Below are 14,572 nucleotides of genomic sequence, written 5' to 3'. Positions count from 1 at the left end.
CGCCCCCCCCCCCCCCCCCCGGCGCGGGGGGGGGGGGGGGCGGCCCCGCCCCCCCCCCCCCCCCCCGCGCGGGGCCCCCCCCCCCCCCGCCGGGCGCCCCCCCCCCCCCCCCCCCCCCCCCCCCCCCCCCCCCCCACTTGGGGGGATAACCACCGAGATGGTGGTCGCTTGGGCGGTGAAGATTCCCACAGGGCTCCCGGCCATGCGCGAGGTGGACGGTGTGGAATGATCGCCGGGACGGTAGTGGAGGAACACCGGTGACTGCTCTGCGGAGCTGAATTCCGGGGCGGTCCCGCCACTGTGACCGGGCTCCTGCCCGGAAGCCAGGACATCTGCCACCGTCCGCCAGGGAGCGCTCTCCGCGTCCCCGGCGTGCCAAGTGCCAAGGCGGGCGTGGACACCCGCAGGACGAAGGGACTTCTCGCCCATGCGCTCCGCTCCAACCGGACCGACTCCGTCGAACGACAGCCGGCCGCCGATTCCCACCGGTCAACCCGCCTCTGTCGGCCAGCGGCTGGCCGGCGGCTTCCCGTTCACCGCGGTCGTCGGAATGTCCGACCTCCAGCTCGCGCTCATCCTCGCGGCGGTCTCGCCGGCGATCGGCGGCGTGCTGATCCGGGGCGAGAAGGGCACAGCGAAGTCGACCGCCGTCCGCGCCCTCACCGAAATCCTCCCCGCCGTAGACGTCATCGAAAACTGCCGCTTCTCCTGCGACCCCACCACCCCCGACCCAACCTGCCCCGACGCCCCCCACACACCCCCTGCCGCCAGCACTCCCCACGCGGCATCTGCGACCGACGCTTCCCAGGCGACGCTGGCGGCCGGCGCTCGCCCTGCGGCATCTGCAGCCGACGGTCCGGACGCGGTACCTGCCGCCGACAGGTCCGGAACCAACGCCTCTGCCGCGGGCGCCTTTCCCGCGGCGATCTCGCGCCCTGCGCGCCTTGTCGAGCTGCCTGTGGGGGCGACCGAGGATCGAGTGCTTGGCTCGCTGCATCTCGAGCGAGCGCTCTCTGAGGGCGTGACCGTCTACGAACCCGGTCTGCTGGCGGCGGCCCACCGCGGGATCCTGTACGTCGACGAGGTCAACCTCCTGCACGACCATCTGGTCGACGTACTGCTCGACGCCGCCGCGATGGGACGCGCGACGGTAGAGCGCGACGGCGTCTCGATCACCCACCCGGCGCGCTTCGTGCTGGTCGGCACGATGAACCCCGAGGAGGGCGAACTCCGCCCACAACTCCTCGACCGCTTCGGCCTGACCGTCGACGTCGTCGCCAGCCGCGACCCCGCAGTACGGGTCGAGGTGATGCGCGCGCGGCTCGCGTACGAGGCCGACCCGGCCGCGTTCATCAACCGGTACGCCGGCGCGCAGGCCGAACTGTCCGAGCGGATAGTCAAAGCCCAGTCCCGCCTCGCCGACGTCATCCTCACCGACGCCGCGCTCCGCCAGATCGCCGAGATCTGCGCCTCCTTCGACGTCGACGGCATGCGCGCCGACCTCGTCACCGCCCGTACTGCGGTAGCCCACGCCGCCTGGTCGGGCCGTACCGTCGTCGAGGTCGAGGACGTCCGCGCCGCCGCCAAGCTGGCCCTCCCGCACCGCAAACGCCGCAACCCCTTCGACGCCCCCGGCCTCGACGACGAACAACTAGAACAAGCAATCCTGAACAGCACCCCACCAGACCAAGACCCCGACGACGACCCAGACGGCGGTTCCGACGGCGGACCCGACGGAGGCCCGGACGGCGGAACCCCCAACCCCGACGGAACCCCGCCGACCCACACCGACCGCACGCCACCGACCGACGCCAACCGCACTCCACCGACCGACGCCAACGGCACTCCACTGGCCGACACCGATCGAGCGCCGAACACCGACACCGAGGCTGACCGGCCCGACGCGACGCAACCGCCGACGAACGCCTCGGACCCGGACATGTCCGCCACCCCAGGGAGCGCTCTCCCCGGCCCCGCGCCGACCGGCCAGATCGCCGCCAGCTCAGAGCCGTACAAGGCCCGCCTCCTCAGCGTCCAATCGACCGGCGCAGGCGTAGCCGGCCGCCGCTCGAGAGCGCTCACCGAGATCGGCCGAGTAGTAGGCGACCGCCCCCGCATCGGCCGCGAACCCGGCCGCCCCCACCTCCTCGCCACAATCCGAGCCGCCGCCCCCCACCAACACACCCGCAACAACACCGCCCCCGGCAACACCGCCCCCGCTCGTAGTGCCTCCGGCACCACCGCCCCCGACGAAGGCGGCCCCGCCCGCACGGCCCCCGGCAGCACCGGCTCCGGCGACGCCGGCCCTGCCCGCGCGGACGTTGCCCGCAGTACCGTCAGCAGCCCCGCCCCCGGCGAAGGGGGCGCCACCTGCGGTGCCCCCCGCAGCATCGGCTCCGGCGACGCCGGAGCCGTCCGCGCCGACGCCGACCGTAGTGTCCCCGGCAGTACCGGTTCCGATCGCTTTGGCTCCGGCCGCACCAGCTCGGGCAGGGGTGGCCTCGTCGTTCGTGCGGCTGATGTGCGGTTGGCTGTTCGGGAGGGGCGGGAGGGGAATTTGGTGTTGTTCTGTGTTGATGCGTCCGGGTCGATGGGGACGAAGAAGCGGATGGGTGAGGTCAAGACCGCCATCGTCTCGCTCCTGCTCGACGCCTATCAGCGCCGCGACACTGTCGGCCTGGTCACCTTCGCCGGGGCGGAGGCGACGGTTGCTCTCCCACCGACGGGCAGCGTCGAGACCGCGGTACGGCGGCTCGAATCCCTTCCCACCGGCGGCCGCACCCCGCTTGCCGAAGGGTTGCTGAAGGCTTCCGACGTACTCCGAATCGCCGCGATCCGCGACCCTCGCCGGCGCCCGTTGCTGGTACTCGTCACCGACGGCCGCGCAACAGCCGGCGACAAGGCGTTCGCGAAGGCCAAGCAGGCTGCGGGCTGGCTCGCGCAGCAGGGGATCGCGTCGGTCGTGGTCGACTGTGAGCCGCGTCGGGGAGTACGGCTGGGGCTGGCCGGTGAGCTGGCCGCCGATCTCGGCGCGGAGTACCTGGATCTGGGAGAAGTTGCCGCGGGCAATCTTGTTCGCGCGGTCACCGATCGGAGCGCCGCCTGATGCCGCAGGGACAGCCGAACGTCGTACCGCAGGACGGCCTGACCACCAGGCAGCGCCGGAACCGGCCGTTGCTGATGGTGCACACCGGGGAGATGAAGGGCAAGTCGACCGCGGCGTTCGGGATGGCGCTGCGCGGCTGGAACCAAGGGTGGAACATCGGCGTCTTCCAGTTCGTCAAGAGTGCGAAGTGGAAGGTCGGCGAAGAGAGCGCGTTCCGCGCGCTGGGGAAGTTGCATGAGGCAACGGGTGAGGGCGGCCCGGTCGAGTGGCACAAGATGGGCGAGGGCTGGAGCTGGTCCCGCAAGGCCGGTACCGAGGAGGACCACGCCGCCGACGCCCTCGAGGGCTGGCGCGAGATCCAGCGCCGGCTGGCCGCCGAGACCCACGACCTCTACGTCCTCGACGAATTCACCTACCCGATGAAGTGGGGCTGGATCGACGTCGACGAGGTGGTCGACACCCTCACCAACCGCCCCGGCCACCAGTACGTCGTCATCACCGGCCGCAACGCCCACCAGAACCTCCTCGACGCCGCCGACCTGGTCACCGAAATGACCAAGGTCAAACACCCCATGGACGCCGGCCAAAAAGGCCAAAAGGGCATCGAGTGGTAAGCCCCACCCGAGCCAGGGTGCAGCGAGTCGTGAGCCCCGGCCGAGGCAGGGGCCACCGATCGCCTTCCGCCTCACCCGCACCGTCCCACCTGCCCACCGCCGAGCGGCCGCCTCTGCGCGACTACGCAGTTGATTTTGCTGCCGCAAGGCGGCGAGGTGGTGAGGACGGATGATTCCTCGGGTAGTGATTGCGGCGCCTTCCTCCAGCGCGGGGAAAACGACGGTTGCTGTGGGACTGATGGCTGCGTTGCGGCGGGCTGGGCACGCGGTGGCTGGGTTCAAGGTTGGGCCGGATTACATTGATCCGGGGTTTCACGCGGTGGCGACTGGGCGGCCGGGGCGGAATCTGGATCCGATGTTGTCGGGGGAGGAGCGGGTCGCGCCGCTCTTCAAGCATGGGGCCATTGGCGCCGACATCGCCGTGATCGAAGGCGTGATGGGCCTGTACGACGGTGCGCTCGGGACCGAGGGATACTCGTCGACTGCGCACGTGTCGAAGCTGCTCCAGGCGCCGGTCGTACTCGTGGTGGACGCATCGGCAGCAGGGCGCAGCGTCGGCGCCGTCGTTCAAGGGTTTGTCGCGTTCGACACCGGCGTGCGCATCGTCGGGGTGATCCTCAACAAGGTCGGCTCCGACCGGCATGAGGCCGAAGTACGAGCGGGTGTCGCGCCAACCGGCGTACCGGTTCTCGGGGTACTGCGTCGCGATACGCGCCTGACCGTGCCCAGCCGTCACCTCGGGCTCATCCCCGCCGATGAGCAACGGGAGCAAGCCGCCGCGGCCGTCGACGCGGCTGCCGAGTTGGTGAAGCACGGCGTCGATCTCGAAGCCTTCGTCGCCGCCGCGCGCGCAGCCGCGCCACTCGACGCAACCGTCTGGGATCCGGCCGACGAGGTGAGGCCGGCCGAGGAAGGCCGCCCGGTGATCGCGATGGCCGGCGGCCCGGTCTTCTCGTTCCGCTACACCGAGACCGCCGAGCTCCTGACCGCGGCCGGCGCCGACGTCGTCACCTTCGACCCGCTCCACGAGTCGTTGCCTGAAGCAACATCGGCGCTCTACCTCGGCGGCGGCTTCCCGGAGCTCCACGCGGAAGCGCTCTCCGACAACCTCGCCCTGCGCGACCAGGTCGCCGCGGAGATCGCCGCCGGCCTGCCAGTAGTCGCCGAGTGCGCTGGCCTCCTGTACCTGTGCCGCGAACTCGACGGCCACCAACTCACCGGCGTCCTCCCGGCCAAGGGCCAGATGACGAGCCGCCTCACCCTCGGCTACCGCACTGCCATCGCCGCCTCGACGACAGCGATCTTCGACGAGGGCCGCCGCGTACATGGGCATGAGTTCCACCGCACCACCGTGGAGTTCGACGAGGACATCCCATCTGCGTGGTACCTGCCCGGCGGCCAGCAGGAAGGGTTCGCTCGAGCCCAGATCCACGCCTCGTACCTGCACCTGCACTGGACGGCGACGCCCGACGTCCCAGCGCGGTTCGTAGCGGCCGCCCGAGTCCATGCTGGGCTGGAGAAGTGACCCTGGTCCTGGGCGTAGGCCTACGCTCCGGTACGTCGTACCGCGAGCTCCGTGACCTGGTGGACTCAGCACTGGCCTCGCTACCGCCGGCAACTGTCAGCCAGGTGGTCACTGTCGACGGCAAGGAGACAGAGCCCGGCCTGCAGCGACTGGTGGCCTCGCTGGGAGCCACGCTGTTCACAGCAACCAAGCTGGAGCTCTCCCAACAACCAGTACCAACCCCCAGCGAACAAGTGGATCGCCTAGCCGGTACTACGAGTGTCGCCGAGGCAGCTGTCATCCTCAGCGGCGCCGAGCTCGTACTACCCAAGCAGTCCTCAACCCGAGCAACAGTCGCCGTCGGTCGGCTGCCAGAGGCGGCGGGGGTAGTGCCTGCGCCGGGGTATGCGGTGGGGGAGCGGGATGTAGTTCACCGGGTCATCGCAGAGCGGCGTGATGTGCGGCGTGGGTTCCTGGATCGGCCTCTTGCCGACGATGTGCTGACCAGAGTGCTGGAGTCAGCGCATCGGGCGCCGAGTGTTGGCCTGAGTCAGCCCTGGGACTTTCTGCTGATCAAAGACATCGCTACCCGCCGGAAGATCCACGACCTCGCCACTGCGCAGCGGGACGCCTTCGCGGCCTCACTGCCCGCCGACCGACGCAGCTCCTTCGACGGGCTGAAGATCGAGGCCATCCTGGACACACCGCTGAACATCGCCGTCACCTGTGATCCAGGCCGCGGCGGCCGGCACGTACTGGGCCGGCATGCCGATCCGCGCACCACCTGGTTCTCCGCCGCCATCGCCATCCAGAACCTGTGGCTGGCAGCGCGCGCAGAAGGACTAGGTGTCGGCTGGGTGTCGTTCTTCGAGCCCGGCGAGGTCGCAGCGGTGCTGGATCTGCCTTCGCACGTGGAACTGGTCGGCTACGTCTGCATCGGCCACGTGGAGGAGTTCGCTGCAGCACCGGAGTTGGTGCGGAGCGGCTGGGCTGCCCGGCGGCCGCTGTCATGGGCCGTGCACCAGGAGGCATGGGGACAGCGGGGCCTGCCGGGAACAGCGCCCAGTGCGGTGATCGCTGGCGACGCAGCGGCGGCGACAGGCGTAGTACGGGCTGTAGGTGCTCAGGTGGTTCGCCTGATCGTGGCTGATGTCGCTGCTGCTGAGTACCTGGAGCAGGCGGATGCGCTCGTAGTACAGGTTGGTACTGCGAAGCCTGCTGCCGACTACGGAGTGCTGTGGCGCCCTGCGCGGACAGTGGACGAGGCTGTCGAGTTAGGCGTCGAGGTAGCGCGGGACCTCGTGCTGCAAGGTGTTGGGGAGCTGCAGGTCGAGTTGGTGTCGGACTCTGCGGAGGCTGCCGGACTGGTGCGCGGTGTACGACTGGGAGCGCTGGCCTGTGGAGTGGTCATGGATGAGCCTGCCGAGGTGACAGACTCCTCCGCATGACCGTCCCACCTCAAGGCCCTGCGCCTATGTACGTTCCCGCCTTCTCGATGAAGCAGCGGATCACCCTGATGGCGAACAGGTACGAACTGCTCACCACCAACCCCGATGGCACTGACGGGCCGCTGCTGGCGTTCGCGCAGCAGAAGCGGATGGCGTTCAAGGAGCAGGTGACCTTCTACGCCGACGACACCAAGACTCAGGCGGTCTTCTCCTTCAAGGCCCGCAAGCGGCTCGACCTGGGGTCCGGGTACGACGTGTTCGACGCGACCGGGCAGCCGATCGGCTGGTTCAAGAAGGAGTTCGGCAAGAGCCTGCTGCGGTCGAGCTGGCAGCTGACCAGCCCGGGGCTGGAGGCCGACGGCAGCGAACGCAACCCGACGATCGCGATCGTCCGGCGGATCTGGCAGTTCGTGCCGGTCGTCGGTGACATCCCGCTGCCGTTCATCTTCCACTTCGACTTCAAGGATCGCGCCGGCGGTCAGCCGGTGCTGTCGGTCGAGCGCAAGATCTCCGTGCGCGACCGGTACCGGGTGACCGTGCAGGACTCGCGGCTCGACTTCCGGGTGGCCGCCGCGATGACGGTCGCCCTGGACGCACTCCAGAGCCGCTGAGCCGTACTACCCCCGCAGTACGTTCCGCGTCCGGAGGTACTGCGGGGGTAGTCAGCTGCTCACTCTTTTGGGTGAACGGACCCTGAGCGGCTTGGTTAGGCGGGTGCGCGGTGCGAGTCTTGTAGACATGGGAGCAGCGAAGCGCAGTCGACGGTGGTTGGTGCCGGTCACGGCAGTCGCAGTGGTCGCAGGTGTGGGGGCGTTCGGGCCGATGGTCGCGGATGCGTCTCCCGACCTGCCGGGGATCACCGCGCAGGAGTTGCTGGCCCGCGTGCAAACGGCCAAGGTCGACGGCCTGTCGGGCACGGTCAAGTCCTCGACCGACCTCGGTCTGCCGACGCTGCCCGGGATGGACGGCCAAGCCACCCAGTTCCTCGACCTGCTGACCGGTGACCACACCGCGCGGGTCGCGTTCGCCGGGCCGGACAAGGCGCGCGTTTCGGTGCTCGACGACATGGCCGAGCGGGTGCTGACCACGGACGGCAAGACCGCGTGGGCCTACGACTCCGCCAAGCGCGAGGCGACCAAGATCGCACTGCCCGCGCACCCGGCCAAGCCGGAGGTGGCGCCGGAGAAGCAGGCGTACGACCCGCAGGCCGTTGCGCAGAAGTTCCTTGCCGCGATCGATCCGACGACCAAGGTCGAGGTCAGCGGCACCGAGAAGGTGGCCGGCCGCGATGCGTACAAGCTGCGTCTCGTGCCGAAGACCGACCAGACAACGGTCGGCTCGGTGACGCTGGCGGTCGACTCCAAGACCTGGGTACCGCTGCAGGTGACCGTGATGCCGCGGACCGGGAAGGACCCGGCCGTGCAGCTCGGGTTCTCGGCAGTGTCGTTCGACGTACCGGCGGCCGGCACCTTCGCGTTCACGCCGCCGAAGGGTGTGAAGGTGACGGAGCAGAAGGTTCCGTCGAAGGCGCCCGGCAAGCAGACCCCGCCGATCCTGCCGAAGCCCGGCGCACCGAAGCCTGCGCAGCCGTCGGTGCCGTCCGCGGACCGGCCGACTGTGATCGGCGAAGGCTGGAACGCCGTCGTCGAGCTCCGCGGCAAGACCCAGACCGGCAACCCGGCCCTGGATCAACTGCTGGCCAAGGCGCCGACCGTGCAGGGCACGTGGGGCAGCGGCAAGATCCTCACCACCAAGATGGTCAACGCCCTGATCACCACCGACGGCCGCATCTTCACCGGCCTGGTGACCCCAGAAGCCCTGCAATCCGCCGCCGCCAAAACCCCCCGCTGACGTGGACCCGATCGTCACCGCGGGGCTGACCAAGCGGTTTCGGGGTGGGCAGGTTGCGGTGGATGCGATTGATCTGGTGGTGCCGGCCGGGAGTGTGTTCGGGTTTCTCGGGCCGAACGGGTCGGGCAAGACGACGACCATCCGGATGCTGCTCGGGTTGATCGCGCCGACATCCGGGTCGGTGGAGCTGCTTGGCGAGCCGATGCCGAAGGCACAGCTCTCCGTGTTGCCGCGGGTAGGAGCGCTGGTTGAGGGGCCGGCCTTCTACCCGTTCTGGACCGGGCTGGCGAACCTTCTCCGGTTCGACGCTGCTGACCGCACGGCCGACCCGCGGACGCGCAAGCTGCGTGCGGGGCAGGCATTGGAGCGCGTTGGGTTGTCGAACGCGGCCGGCAAGAAGGTACGCGCCTACTCACTCGGGATGCGTCAGCGCCTCGCGATCGCTGTCGCGCTGATGCAGCGTCGCGACCTTCTCGTACTGGACGAGCCGACCAACGGCCTCGATCCGCAGGGCACCCGCGAGGTCCGCACGCTGATCCGCGAACTGGCCGACGACGGTACGACGATCTTCACCTCGACCCACTTGCTGGCTGAGGTCGAGCAGGTCTGCACGCATGCCGCGGTGATGAGCCGCGGGCGGATCGTTCGCCAGTCGACGATGGCGGAGCTGCGTTCCGAGCTGCGACCGCGGCTGGTGGTTCGGACGCCAGACCTCGAACAGGCTGCGAAGACGTTGGCCGGCCTCGGCGTCACCGACGTACGGCGTCTGGAAGAGACCGTTGATGGTGACGCGGGCGAGCTTCCGATCGACAAGCTGGCTGCCGCGCTGGTCGCCGCGGACGTACGGATTCACGGGTTCAATCTCGAGCACCCCAGCCTCGAGGACGCCTTCGTCGCGCTGACCGGGGAGGGTTTCGATGTCGCTGAGTGAGACCGCGGATCGCCGAGACCTGGGCAAGGTGTCAGGTCGGGAGGTGCGACGGCCTACGGCTGGGCGGCACACCGTCGCGCTCTTCGCCTCTGAGTTGCACCTCGTCTTCGGGCGGGCCCGGACCTGGGTGACGCTTGCGGTGCTGGCCGGCGTGCCGGTGCTGGTCGGGGTCGCGATCAAGCTGTCCGGGGCTGAGGGCGGTGAGGGGTTCATCGGGCAGGTCGCGGGTAACGGGTTCTTCCTGGTGGTTGCGAGTCTCGGGCTGTCGCTGCCGTTCTTCCTGCCTACCGCGGTGACAGTGGTGGCGGGGGAGTCGCTGGCCGGCGAGGCGAGTCTCGGCACGTTGCGCAACATGCTGACGGCGCCGGCCGGGCGGTCGCGGTTGCTCGCGGCGAAGTTGGTCGCGCTGGTGGTGTTCTGCCTGGCCGCGACGATGACGATCTGGCTGTCCGGGCTGATCGCTGGGGTGGTGCTGTTCCCTGTCGGTGATGTCGTGCTGCTGTCCGGGACGACTGTTTCGCTGGCGGACGGGTTGCTGCGGGCGTTCGGGATCGCGATTCTGGTCGCGTTGTCGTTGCTCGGGCTGGCCGGGGTCGGGTTGTTCGTGTCGTCGCTGACCTCGACGCCACTCGCGGCGATGGCGGCGACGTTCGGCGCGTTCATCGTGTTCGGCATCCTCGGGGCGATCCCGCAGATCTCCGAGATCCACCCCTGGCTGTTGATGTACGGCTGGCCGTCGTTCGCCGATCTGCTCCGGGATCCGCCGTACTGGGATGCGATCGTCCGCAACCTCCTCCTGCAAGCCGCCTACCTGTTCGTCTTCTACACAGCAGCCTGGGCCCGCCTGACCACCCGCGACATCAACAGCTAGCCTCGCCCGTATGCCTGTTGCCGGCCCGCCAGGTCGCCCGCTCACTCACCCGTCCGGCGGCCAGGTCGCCAAGCGAGTGGCATGGGCTGCTCTGGCGACGTTCCTCCTGGCCTTCCTCGTACTAGAGGTCATCAACCACGGCATCCCCGCTCTGCTCGCCGCGGTCCTGTTCCTGATCGCCCCCGATCTGACGATGCTCATCGGCGCAGGTGCAGCCGGCCACGGCAAGCTGTCACCGAAGGCCGTGCCCTTCTACAACCTCGCGCATCGGCCATGGATCCCCCTGGCCGTCCTGGTCGTCTACAGCGTCGGCGCGTTAGGGGACTGGGTTCCACTGTTCACGGCGGGGCTTGGCTGGCTCGCGCACATCGCGCTGGATCGAGCCTTTGGGTACGGTCCGCGTCACCGAGACGGCAGCAGACGCGCCTGACCGGAACGGCCGGCCTCCTGCCGCAATGCGGCAATGCGGCGATGCGGCGATGCGGCGATGCGGCGATGCGGCGATGCGGCGATGCGGCGATGCCGCGATGCCGCGGTACAGGGGTGCGGGGTGCGGCGGGTTAGCGGTGTGCGGGTGTGGGGTCGGTGGTGAGCCAGGCGGACGTCTGGGTGGCGATGATGCGGGCTAGTTCGTCGGGGGCGTCGTGGGCGATCAGGTGTCCGGCGGTGGGTAGTTGAGTGATGGTGAGTGCGGGGTTGGTGGTGCGGAAGCGGTTGATGTCGGCGTCGGTGTGTGGGGAGGTTGGTCCGCCTCGGACGAGGTGGATGGGGAGGTTGAGGTTCGTGGCTGTTGTCTGGAGTTCGGGGATCTGGTCGAAGATGTCGTCGACGAGAGGGGCATGGGTACGGAGGCCGCGGTCGACGAGCCAGGCGCGGACTCGAGTGATGTCGGGGGTCGGAACGACGTCGACGAGGATCAGACCGGCGACGGCTTGGGCGGTGGGAGGGGCGGCGAGGGAAGCGATCGCGGCCAGTCCGCCGAGTGAGGCGCCGACCACGACGATCGGCGGTGGCTCGCTGTGAATCATCGCGCTCACGTCCGCTGCGATCGGCCCCAGTTCGGTCGCCTGTCCTGAGCTGTCGCCATGACCACGCAGGTCGTAGGCCACGGTTCGCAACAGCTGCTGGTGCTTGTTCAGTACTGCGGCGACCGGTGTCCACACGTCGCGGGTTTCGCCGCCGGCGTGCAGCAGGAGGACGGTGGGTCCGGTGCCGGTTGAGGTGCCTCGTAGCTCGGCGTCGGGACGGGTGAGGGTGAGTTCGGTCATGACGGCTCCTTACCTTGATGCGCCAAGGTAAGAGTATACCTTGGAGGGTCAAGGTATGTGTGGTCGCTGGAGCCGGTCTGCGGGATGGCTTAGTCTCCAGGGTGTGCATCCCGAGCTGGTTTCCGTCCTGCGTTGTCCGGTTTGTGGTGACGGGCTGGCGCTGGCCGGGCGTACTGCGAGCTGCCCGCGCAAGCATGCCTTCGACCTGGCCAAGCAGGGGTACCTGAACTTGTTGCCCTCGGCCTCCACCGGGATCGAGGGCGACTCGGCCGAGATGATCGAGGCGAGGGAGCAGTTCCTCGCGGAGGGCTGCTACGAGCCGATTCGTCAGGCAGTGGTCGCGGCCGCCGGTGAGGTCGAGGGTTTGGTCGTCGAGGTCGGGGCAGGGACCGGGTACTACCTCGCGGGAGTGGTTGCGGCGGGGGCCCAGCGGTCGGGGATTGCGTTGGATGTTTCGCGGTACGCCGCCAGGCGGGCTGCCAAGGTGGATCCGGAGCGGATCGGGTCCGTGGTTTGCGATGCGTGGCGGGAGTTGCCGGTACGGGACGGGGCTGCGCAGCTCGTTCTGAATGTGTTCGCGCCGCGGAATGCCGGCGAGATGGCACGGGTGCTGGCGCCTGGTGGGACGCTGCTTGTGGTCACCCCGAATCAAGGGCATCTCGAGGAGTTGGTCGAGGTGCTGGGGATGATTCGGGTGGATGGCGAGAAGGAGCGGCGGCTCAGTGAGTCGCTGACGGGGGCGTTCACGCGGACCAGCAGTGAGAGCGTGGAGGTGGCGATGCGGCTCGACCATCAGGCGGTCGGGCGGCTGGTCGCGATGACGCCGACTGCGCGGCATACCGGGAGAGCCGAGTTGGCGGAGCGGATCGCAGTACTGGCTGATCCGGTCGAGGTGACGCTGTCAGTCACCCTGTCCAGCTGGCAGACCGTCTGATCAAGCGCCGGCTCGAGCACGGCACTGGAAACAGACAGCCTGTCCTAGGCGGCGGCGCCGGTGAGCTCCTTGGCCACGGCGATGGCGTGCTCCCTGGCGCTGACGTGCGCCTCTTCCTCGGCGATCTTCGACGCGGGGACCAGTTCGGCCATCGCCGGAGTGACCGAGGCCAGGGTGAGTTCGGCGACCGCCTTGCGGATGTTCATGCCGAAGACGTCACCGAAGATGCGCTCCAGGTACGGCGTGGCGTGGTCCCAGCCGTCGCGGGGAGTACCGGGGCCATAGCCGCCGCCGCGAGCCAGGGTGAAGATGATCGGCTTGCCCGCGAGCGGACGATCAGCGGCCAGTTCAGGCTCGGCGAGCAGCACGTCCATCCACGTCTTCACGTGCTGGGAGATGCCGTAGTTGTAGAGCGGTACCGCGAGCAGCACCGCGTCGGCGTTCTTGATCTCGGCGACGATGTCTTCGGCCAGCGCGAGCGCCCCGGCGGACTCCGCGCGGTCGGCGTCCGGAGCCGCGTCGAAGCCCATCTTGGCGCTGATCACGGCCGGCCAGACGTTCGACGGGATCGGGTGCTGACCGAGGTCGCGCCGGACCACGACGCCGTCCGGGTGCTCCGCGCGCCAGGCGGCCTCGGCGCTGTCGGCGAGCGCCCGGCTGACGGATCCGTCGATCCGGATGCTGGCGTCGACGCGAAGGAGGGTGGTCATGTGGTTCCTTTCGGGAAACTGCTGGGGCTGCTCGATGTGAGCTGTCTTGAAGATAGTCTGTCAGGCAGAACATATTCAAGTCAGATCGTATTCCGGGTGGCGTAGACCACGTAGGATGGGAGGCATGAGCAGTTCGTCGCCTGAGGTGGACGCCCGGGCAGCCCGCGGGACCCCGGTCGAGGACGATCTCGGCTGGGCGCTGGGCGTCGTCTTCCGGCGGTACGCGAAGGCGGCCGCGGAGGCGCTGACCGACGTCCCGGGCGGTCCGCGGGGCTATCAGGTGCTCGCCACGACGATCCAGGAGGAGCCGAAGCGCCAGCTCGATCTGGCGGCCCACCTGGGCGTCGACCGCACGGTGATGACCTATCTCCTGGATGACCTGGAGAAGGCCGGCCTGGTACAGCGTCAGCCGGACCCGACCGACCGCCGGGCCCGGCTGATCGCGCCGACCGAGCGGGGCAGGGAAGTGCTCTGCGATCTCGAGCGCCGGCTCCAGGCCCGCGAGGACCTGGTCATGAGCGGCCTGGACGACGGCGAGCGGATGGTCTTCCGGATGCTGCTCCAGCGGATCGCGGTCCAGGCCCACCAGATCGACCCGCTGCACAACGCCTGCACCCTGGCCGACGAGACCGTCGACCTCGCCGACACGTAATCCGCCCGTACCGTCACCGGGCGGTGGGTAGCTAGCGGAGTGGGACGAAGCCGGATTCGTAGGCCTGGATGACGGCCTGCGTGCGGTCGCGGGCGCCCAGCTTGGCCAGCAGGTTGGCGACGTGGGTCTTGATCGTCTGGACGCCGAGGATCAGCTCGGTGGCGATCTCCGCGTTCGACAGCCCGCGCGCCATCAGGCGCAGTACCTCCTGCTCGCGCTCCGTCAGCTGGAACTCCTCCAGCCCGGTCGGCTGCTGCTCGGTCACATGCGCGAGCGCCAGCGCCCGGATCGCCTCGGGGAACAGCAGCGACTCGCTGCCCGCGACCGTACGGATCGCCGCGATGATGTCGTCCGGGGGAGTGCGCTTGAGCAGGAACCCGGACGCGCCGGCCCGCAGCGCGTCGTACACGTAGTCGTCGTTCTCGAAGGTCGTCACGACCAGCACCCGCGGCGCCGGATCGAGACCGTCCAGCAGCAGCCGGGTCGCCTGGATGCCGTCCACGGCGGGCATCCGGACGTCCATCAGGACAACGTCAGGCTGGGTACGCCGGACCACCGACAGCACCTCCGCGCCGTCACCGGCCTCGCCGACGACGCGCAGATCGTCCTCCGCGTCGATGATGGCGCGCAACCCGCTCCGGATCAGCGGCTCGTCGTCCACGACGACCACAGAGATCTCCACC

At 69.3% G+C, this 14,572-nt stretch carries 14 protein-coding genes and 1 riboswitch; of the genes, 11 read left to right on the top strand and 3 right to left on the bottom strand.

All coding sequences use genetic code 11. The features are described from left to right. Positions 1-199 precede the first annotated feature (199 nt). Positions 200-355, top strand: a riboswitch (cobalamin riboswitch). A gap of 195 nt (positions 356-550) precedes the next feature. The 9 genes from ACIA12_RS08990 to ACIA12_RS08950 all read left to right on the top strand — a co-directional run bounded on the left by ACIA12_RS08990 (position 551) and on the right by ACIA12_RS08950 (position 10,755). After that, complete coding sequence (locus ACIA12_RS08990; RefSeq protein ID WP_396367148.1) at positions 551-3,106, top strand: VWA domain-containing protein; 2,556 nt, start codon at positions 551-553, stop codon at positions 3,104-3,106. Then, entirely contained in the window at positions 3,106-3,720 is a 615-nt protein-coding gene (gene cobO / locus ACIA12_RS08985; protein WP_343977941.1) for a cob(I)yrinic acid a,c-diamide adenosyltransferase, read from the top strand. Before ACIA12_RS08990 ends, cobO begins: the two co-directional genes overlap by 1 nt. Before the next feature lie 169 nt (positions 3,721-3,889). Beyond that, positions 3,890-5,245, top strand: a complete 1,356-nt coding sequence (locus ACIA12_RS08980) for a cobyrinate a,c-diamide synthase (protein WP_396366360.1) — start codon at positions 3,890-3,892, stop codon at positions 5,243-5,245. Next, entirely contained in the window at positions 5,242-6,672 is a 1,431-nt protein-coding gene (gene bluB, locus ACIA12_RS08975; protein WP_396366359.1) for a 5,6-dimethylbenzimidazole synthase, read from the top strand. Before ACIA12_RS08980 ends, bluB begins: the two co-directional genes overlap by 4 nt. After that, positions 6,669-7,283 (top strand): hypothetical protein, encoded by a 615-nt coding sequence (locus ACIA12_RS08970; protein WP_396366358.1) that lies wholly within the window; start codon positions 6,669-6,671, stop codon positions 7,281-7,283. The genes bluB and ACIA12_RS08970 overlap by 4 nt, the downstream gene beginning before the upstream one ends. Positions 7,284-7,410: 127 nt before the next feature. Beyond that, positions 7,411-8,523, top strand: a complete 1,113-nt coding sequence (locus ACIA12_RS08965; RefSeq protein ID WP_396366357.1) for an outer membrane lipoprotein carrier protein LolA — start codon at positions 7,411-7,413, stop codon at positions 8,521-8,523. Between the two features lie 58 nt (positions 8,524-8,581). Beyond that, complete coding sequence (locus ACIA12_RS08960) at positions 8,582-9,454, top strand: ABC transporter ATP-binding protein (protein WP_396366356.1); 873 nt, start codon at positions 8,582-8,584, stop codon at positions 9,452-9,454. Next, positions 9,441-10,325: an ABC transporter permease gene (locus ACIA12_RS08955; protein WP_396366355.1), complete on the top strand. Its 885-nt coding sequence runs from the start codon at positions 9,441-9,443 to the stop codon at positions 10,323-10,325. Before ACIA12_RS08960 ends, ACIA12_RS08955 begins: the two co-directional genes overlap by 14 nt. 10 nt (positions 10,326-10,335) lie before the next feature. Next, positions 10,336-10,755: a DUF4260 family protein gene (locus ACIA12_RS08950; RefSeq protein WP_396366354.1), complete on the top strand. Its 420-nt coding sequence runs from the start codon at positions 10,336-10,338 to the stop codon at positions 10,753-10,755. 130 nt (positions 10,756-10,885) lie between these two features. On the opposite strand, the gene ACIA12_RS08945 is transcribed toward ACIA12_RS08950, so the two are convergent. Next, positions 10,886-11,593 carry an alpha/beta fold hydrolase gene (locus ACIA12_RS08945; protein ID WP_396366353.1) on the bottom strand — a complete coding sequence of 236 codons (708 nt, stop codon included), beginning with the start codon at positions 11,591-11,593 and terminating at the stop codon, positions 10,886-10,888. Positions 11,594-11,696: 103 nt separating this feature from the next. Here ACIA12_RS08945 and ACIA12_RS08940 point away from each other — a divergent pair, with 103 nt between their 5' ends. Continuing rightward, the gene (locus ACIA12_RS08940; protein ID WP_396366352.1) at positions 11,697-12,527 is read left to right on the top strand and encodes a putative RNA methyltransferase; all 831 of its coding nucleotides are present in this window, start codon (positions 11,697-11,699) and stop codon (positions 12,525-12,527) included. 44 nt (positions 12,528-12,571) lie between these two features. Here ACIA12_RS08940 and ACIA12_RS08935 read toward each other — a convergent pair whose 3' ends face one another. Beyond that, entirely contained in the window at positions 12,572-13,237 is a 666-nt protein-coding gene (locus tag ACIA12_RS08935) for an FMN-dependent NADH-azoreductase (protein WP_396366351.1), read from the bottom strand. A 124-nt stretch (positions 13,238-13,361) separates the two neighbouring features. Between ACIA12_RS08935 and ACIA12_RS08930 the strand changes: the two genes are divergently transcribed. After that, positions 13,362-13,889: a MarR family winged helix-turn-helix transcriptional regulator gene (locus tag ACIA12_RS08930; protein WP_396366350.1), complete on the top strand. Its 528-nt coding sequence runs from the start codon at positions 13,362-13,364 to the stop codon at positions 13,887-13,889. A 31-nt stretch (positions 13,890-13,920) separates the two neighbouring features. Here the strand turns inward: ACIA12_RS08930 and ACIA12_RS08925 are convergent, their stop codons facing one another. Beyond that, positions 13,921-14,571 carry a response regulator gene (locus tag ACIA12_RS08925; protein ID WP_396366349.1) on the bottom strand — a complete coding sequence of 217 codons (651 nt, stop codon included), beginning with the start codon at positions 14,569-14,571 and terminating at the stop codon, positions 13,921-13,923. Position 14,572 lies beyond the last annotated feature (1 nt).

The sequence above is a fragment of the Kribbella sp. NPDC051620 genome (assembly GCF_044453825.1).
Classification (GTDB): domain Bacteria; phylum Actinomycetota; class Actinomycetes; order Propionibacteriales; family Kribbellaceae; genus Kribbella.
The sequence above is the reverse complement of the archived record's forward strand: the minus strand, read 5'-3'. Positions and strand labels throughout refer to the sequence as shown.

Coding starts and splice junctions, on each gene's coding strand:
- ACIA12_RS08990 (WP_396367148.1), top strand. CDS start 551: ATGTCCGACCTCCAGCTCGCGCTCATCCTCGCGGCGGTCTCGCCGGCG.
- cobO (WP_343977941.1), top strand. CDS start 3,106: ATGCCGCAGGGACAGCCGAACGTCGTACCGCAGGACGGCCTGACCACC.
- ACIA12_RS08980 (WP_396366360.1), top strand. CDS start 3,890: ATGATTCCTCGGGTAGTGATTGCGGCGCCTTCCTCCAGCGCGGGGAAA.
- ACIA12_RS08970 (WP_396366358.1), top strand. CDS start 6,669: ATGACCGTCCCACCTCAAGGCCCTGCGCCTATGTACGTTCCCGCCTTC.
- ACIA12_RS08965 (WP_396366357.1), top strand. CDS start 7,411: ATGGGAGCAGCGAAGCGCAGTCGACGGTGGTTGGTGCCGGTCACGGCA.
- ACIA12_RS08955 (WP_396366355.1), top strand. CDS start 9,441: ATGTCGCTGAGTGAGACCGCGGATCGCCGAGACCTGGGCAAGGTGTCA.
- ACIA12_RS08950 (WP_396366354.1), top strand. CDS start 10,336: ATGCCTGTTGCCGGCCCGCCAGGTCGCCCGCTCACTCACCCGTCCGGC.
- ACIA12_RS08945 (WP_396366353.1), bottom strand. CDS start 11,593: ATGACCGAACTCACCCTCACCCGTCCCGACGCCGAGCTACGAGGCACC.
- ACIA12_RS08935 (WP_396366351.1), bottom strand. CDS start 13,237: ATGACCACCCTCCTTCGCGTCGACGCCAGCATCCGGATCGACGGATCC.
- ACIA12_RS08930 (WP_396366350.1), top strand. CDS start 13,362: ATGAGCAGTTCGTCGCCTGAGGTGGACGCCCGGGCAGCCCGCGGGACC.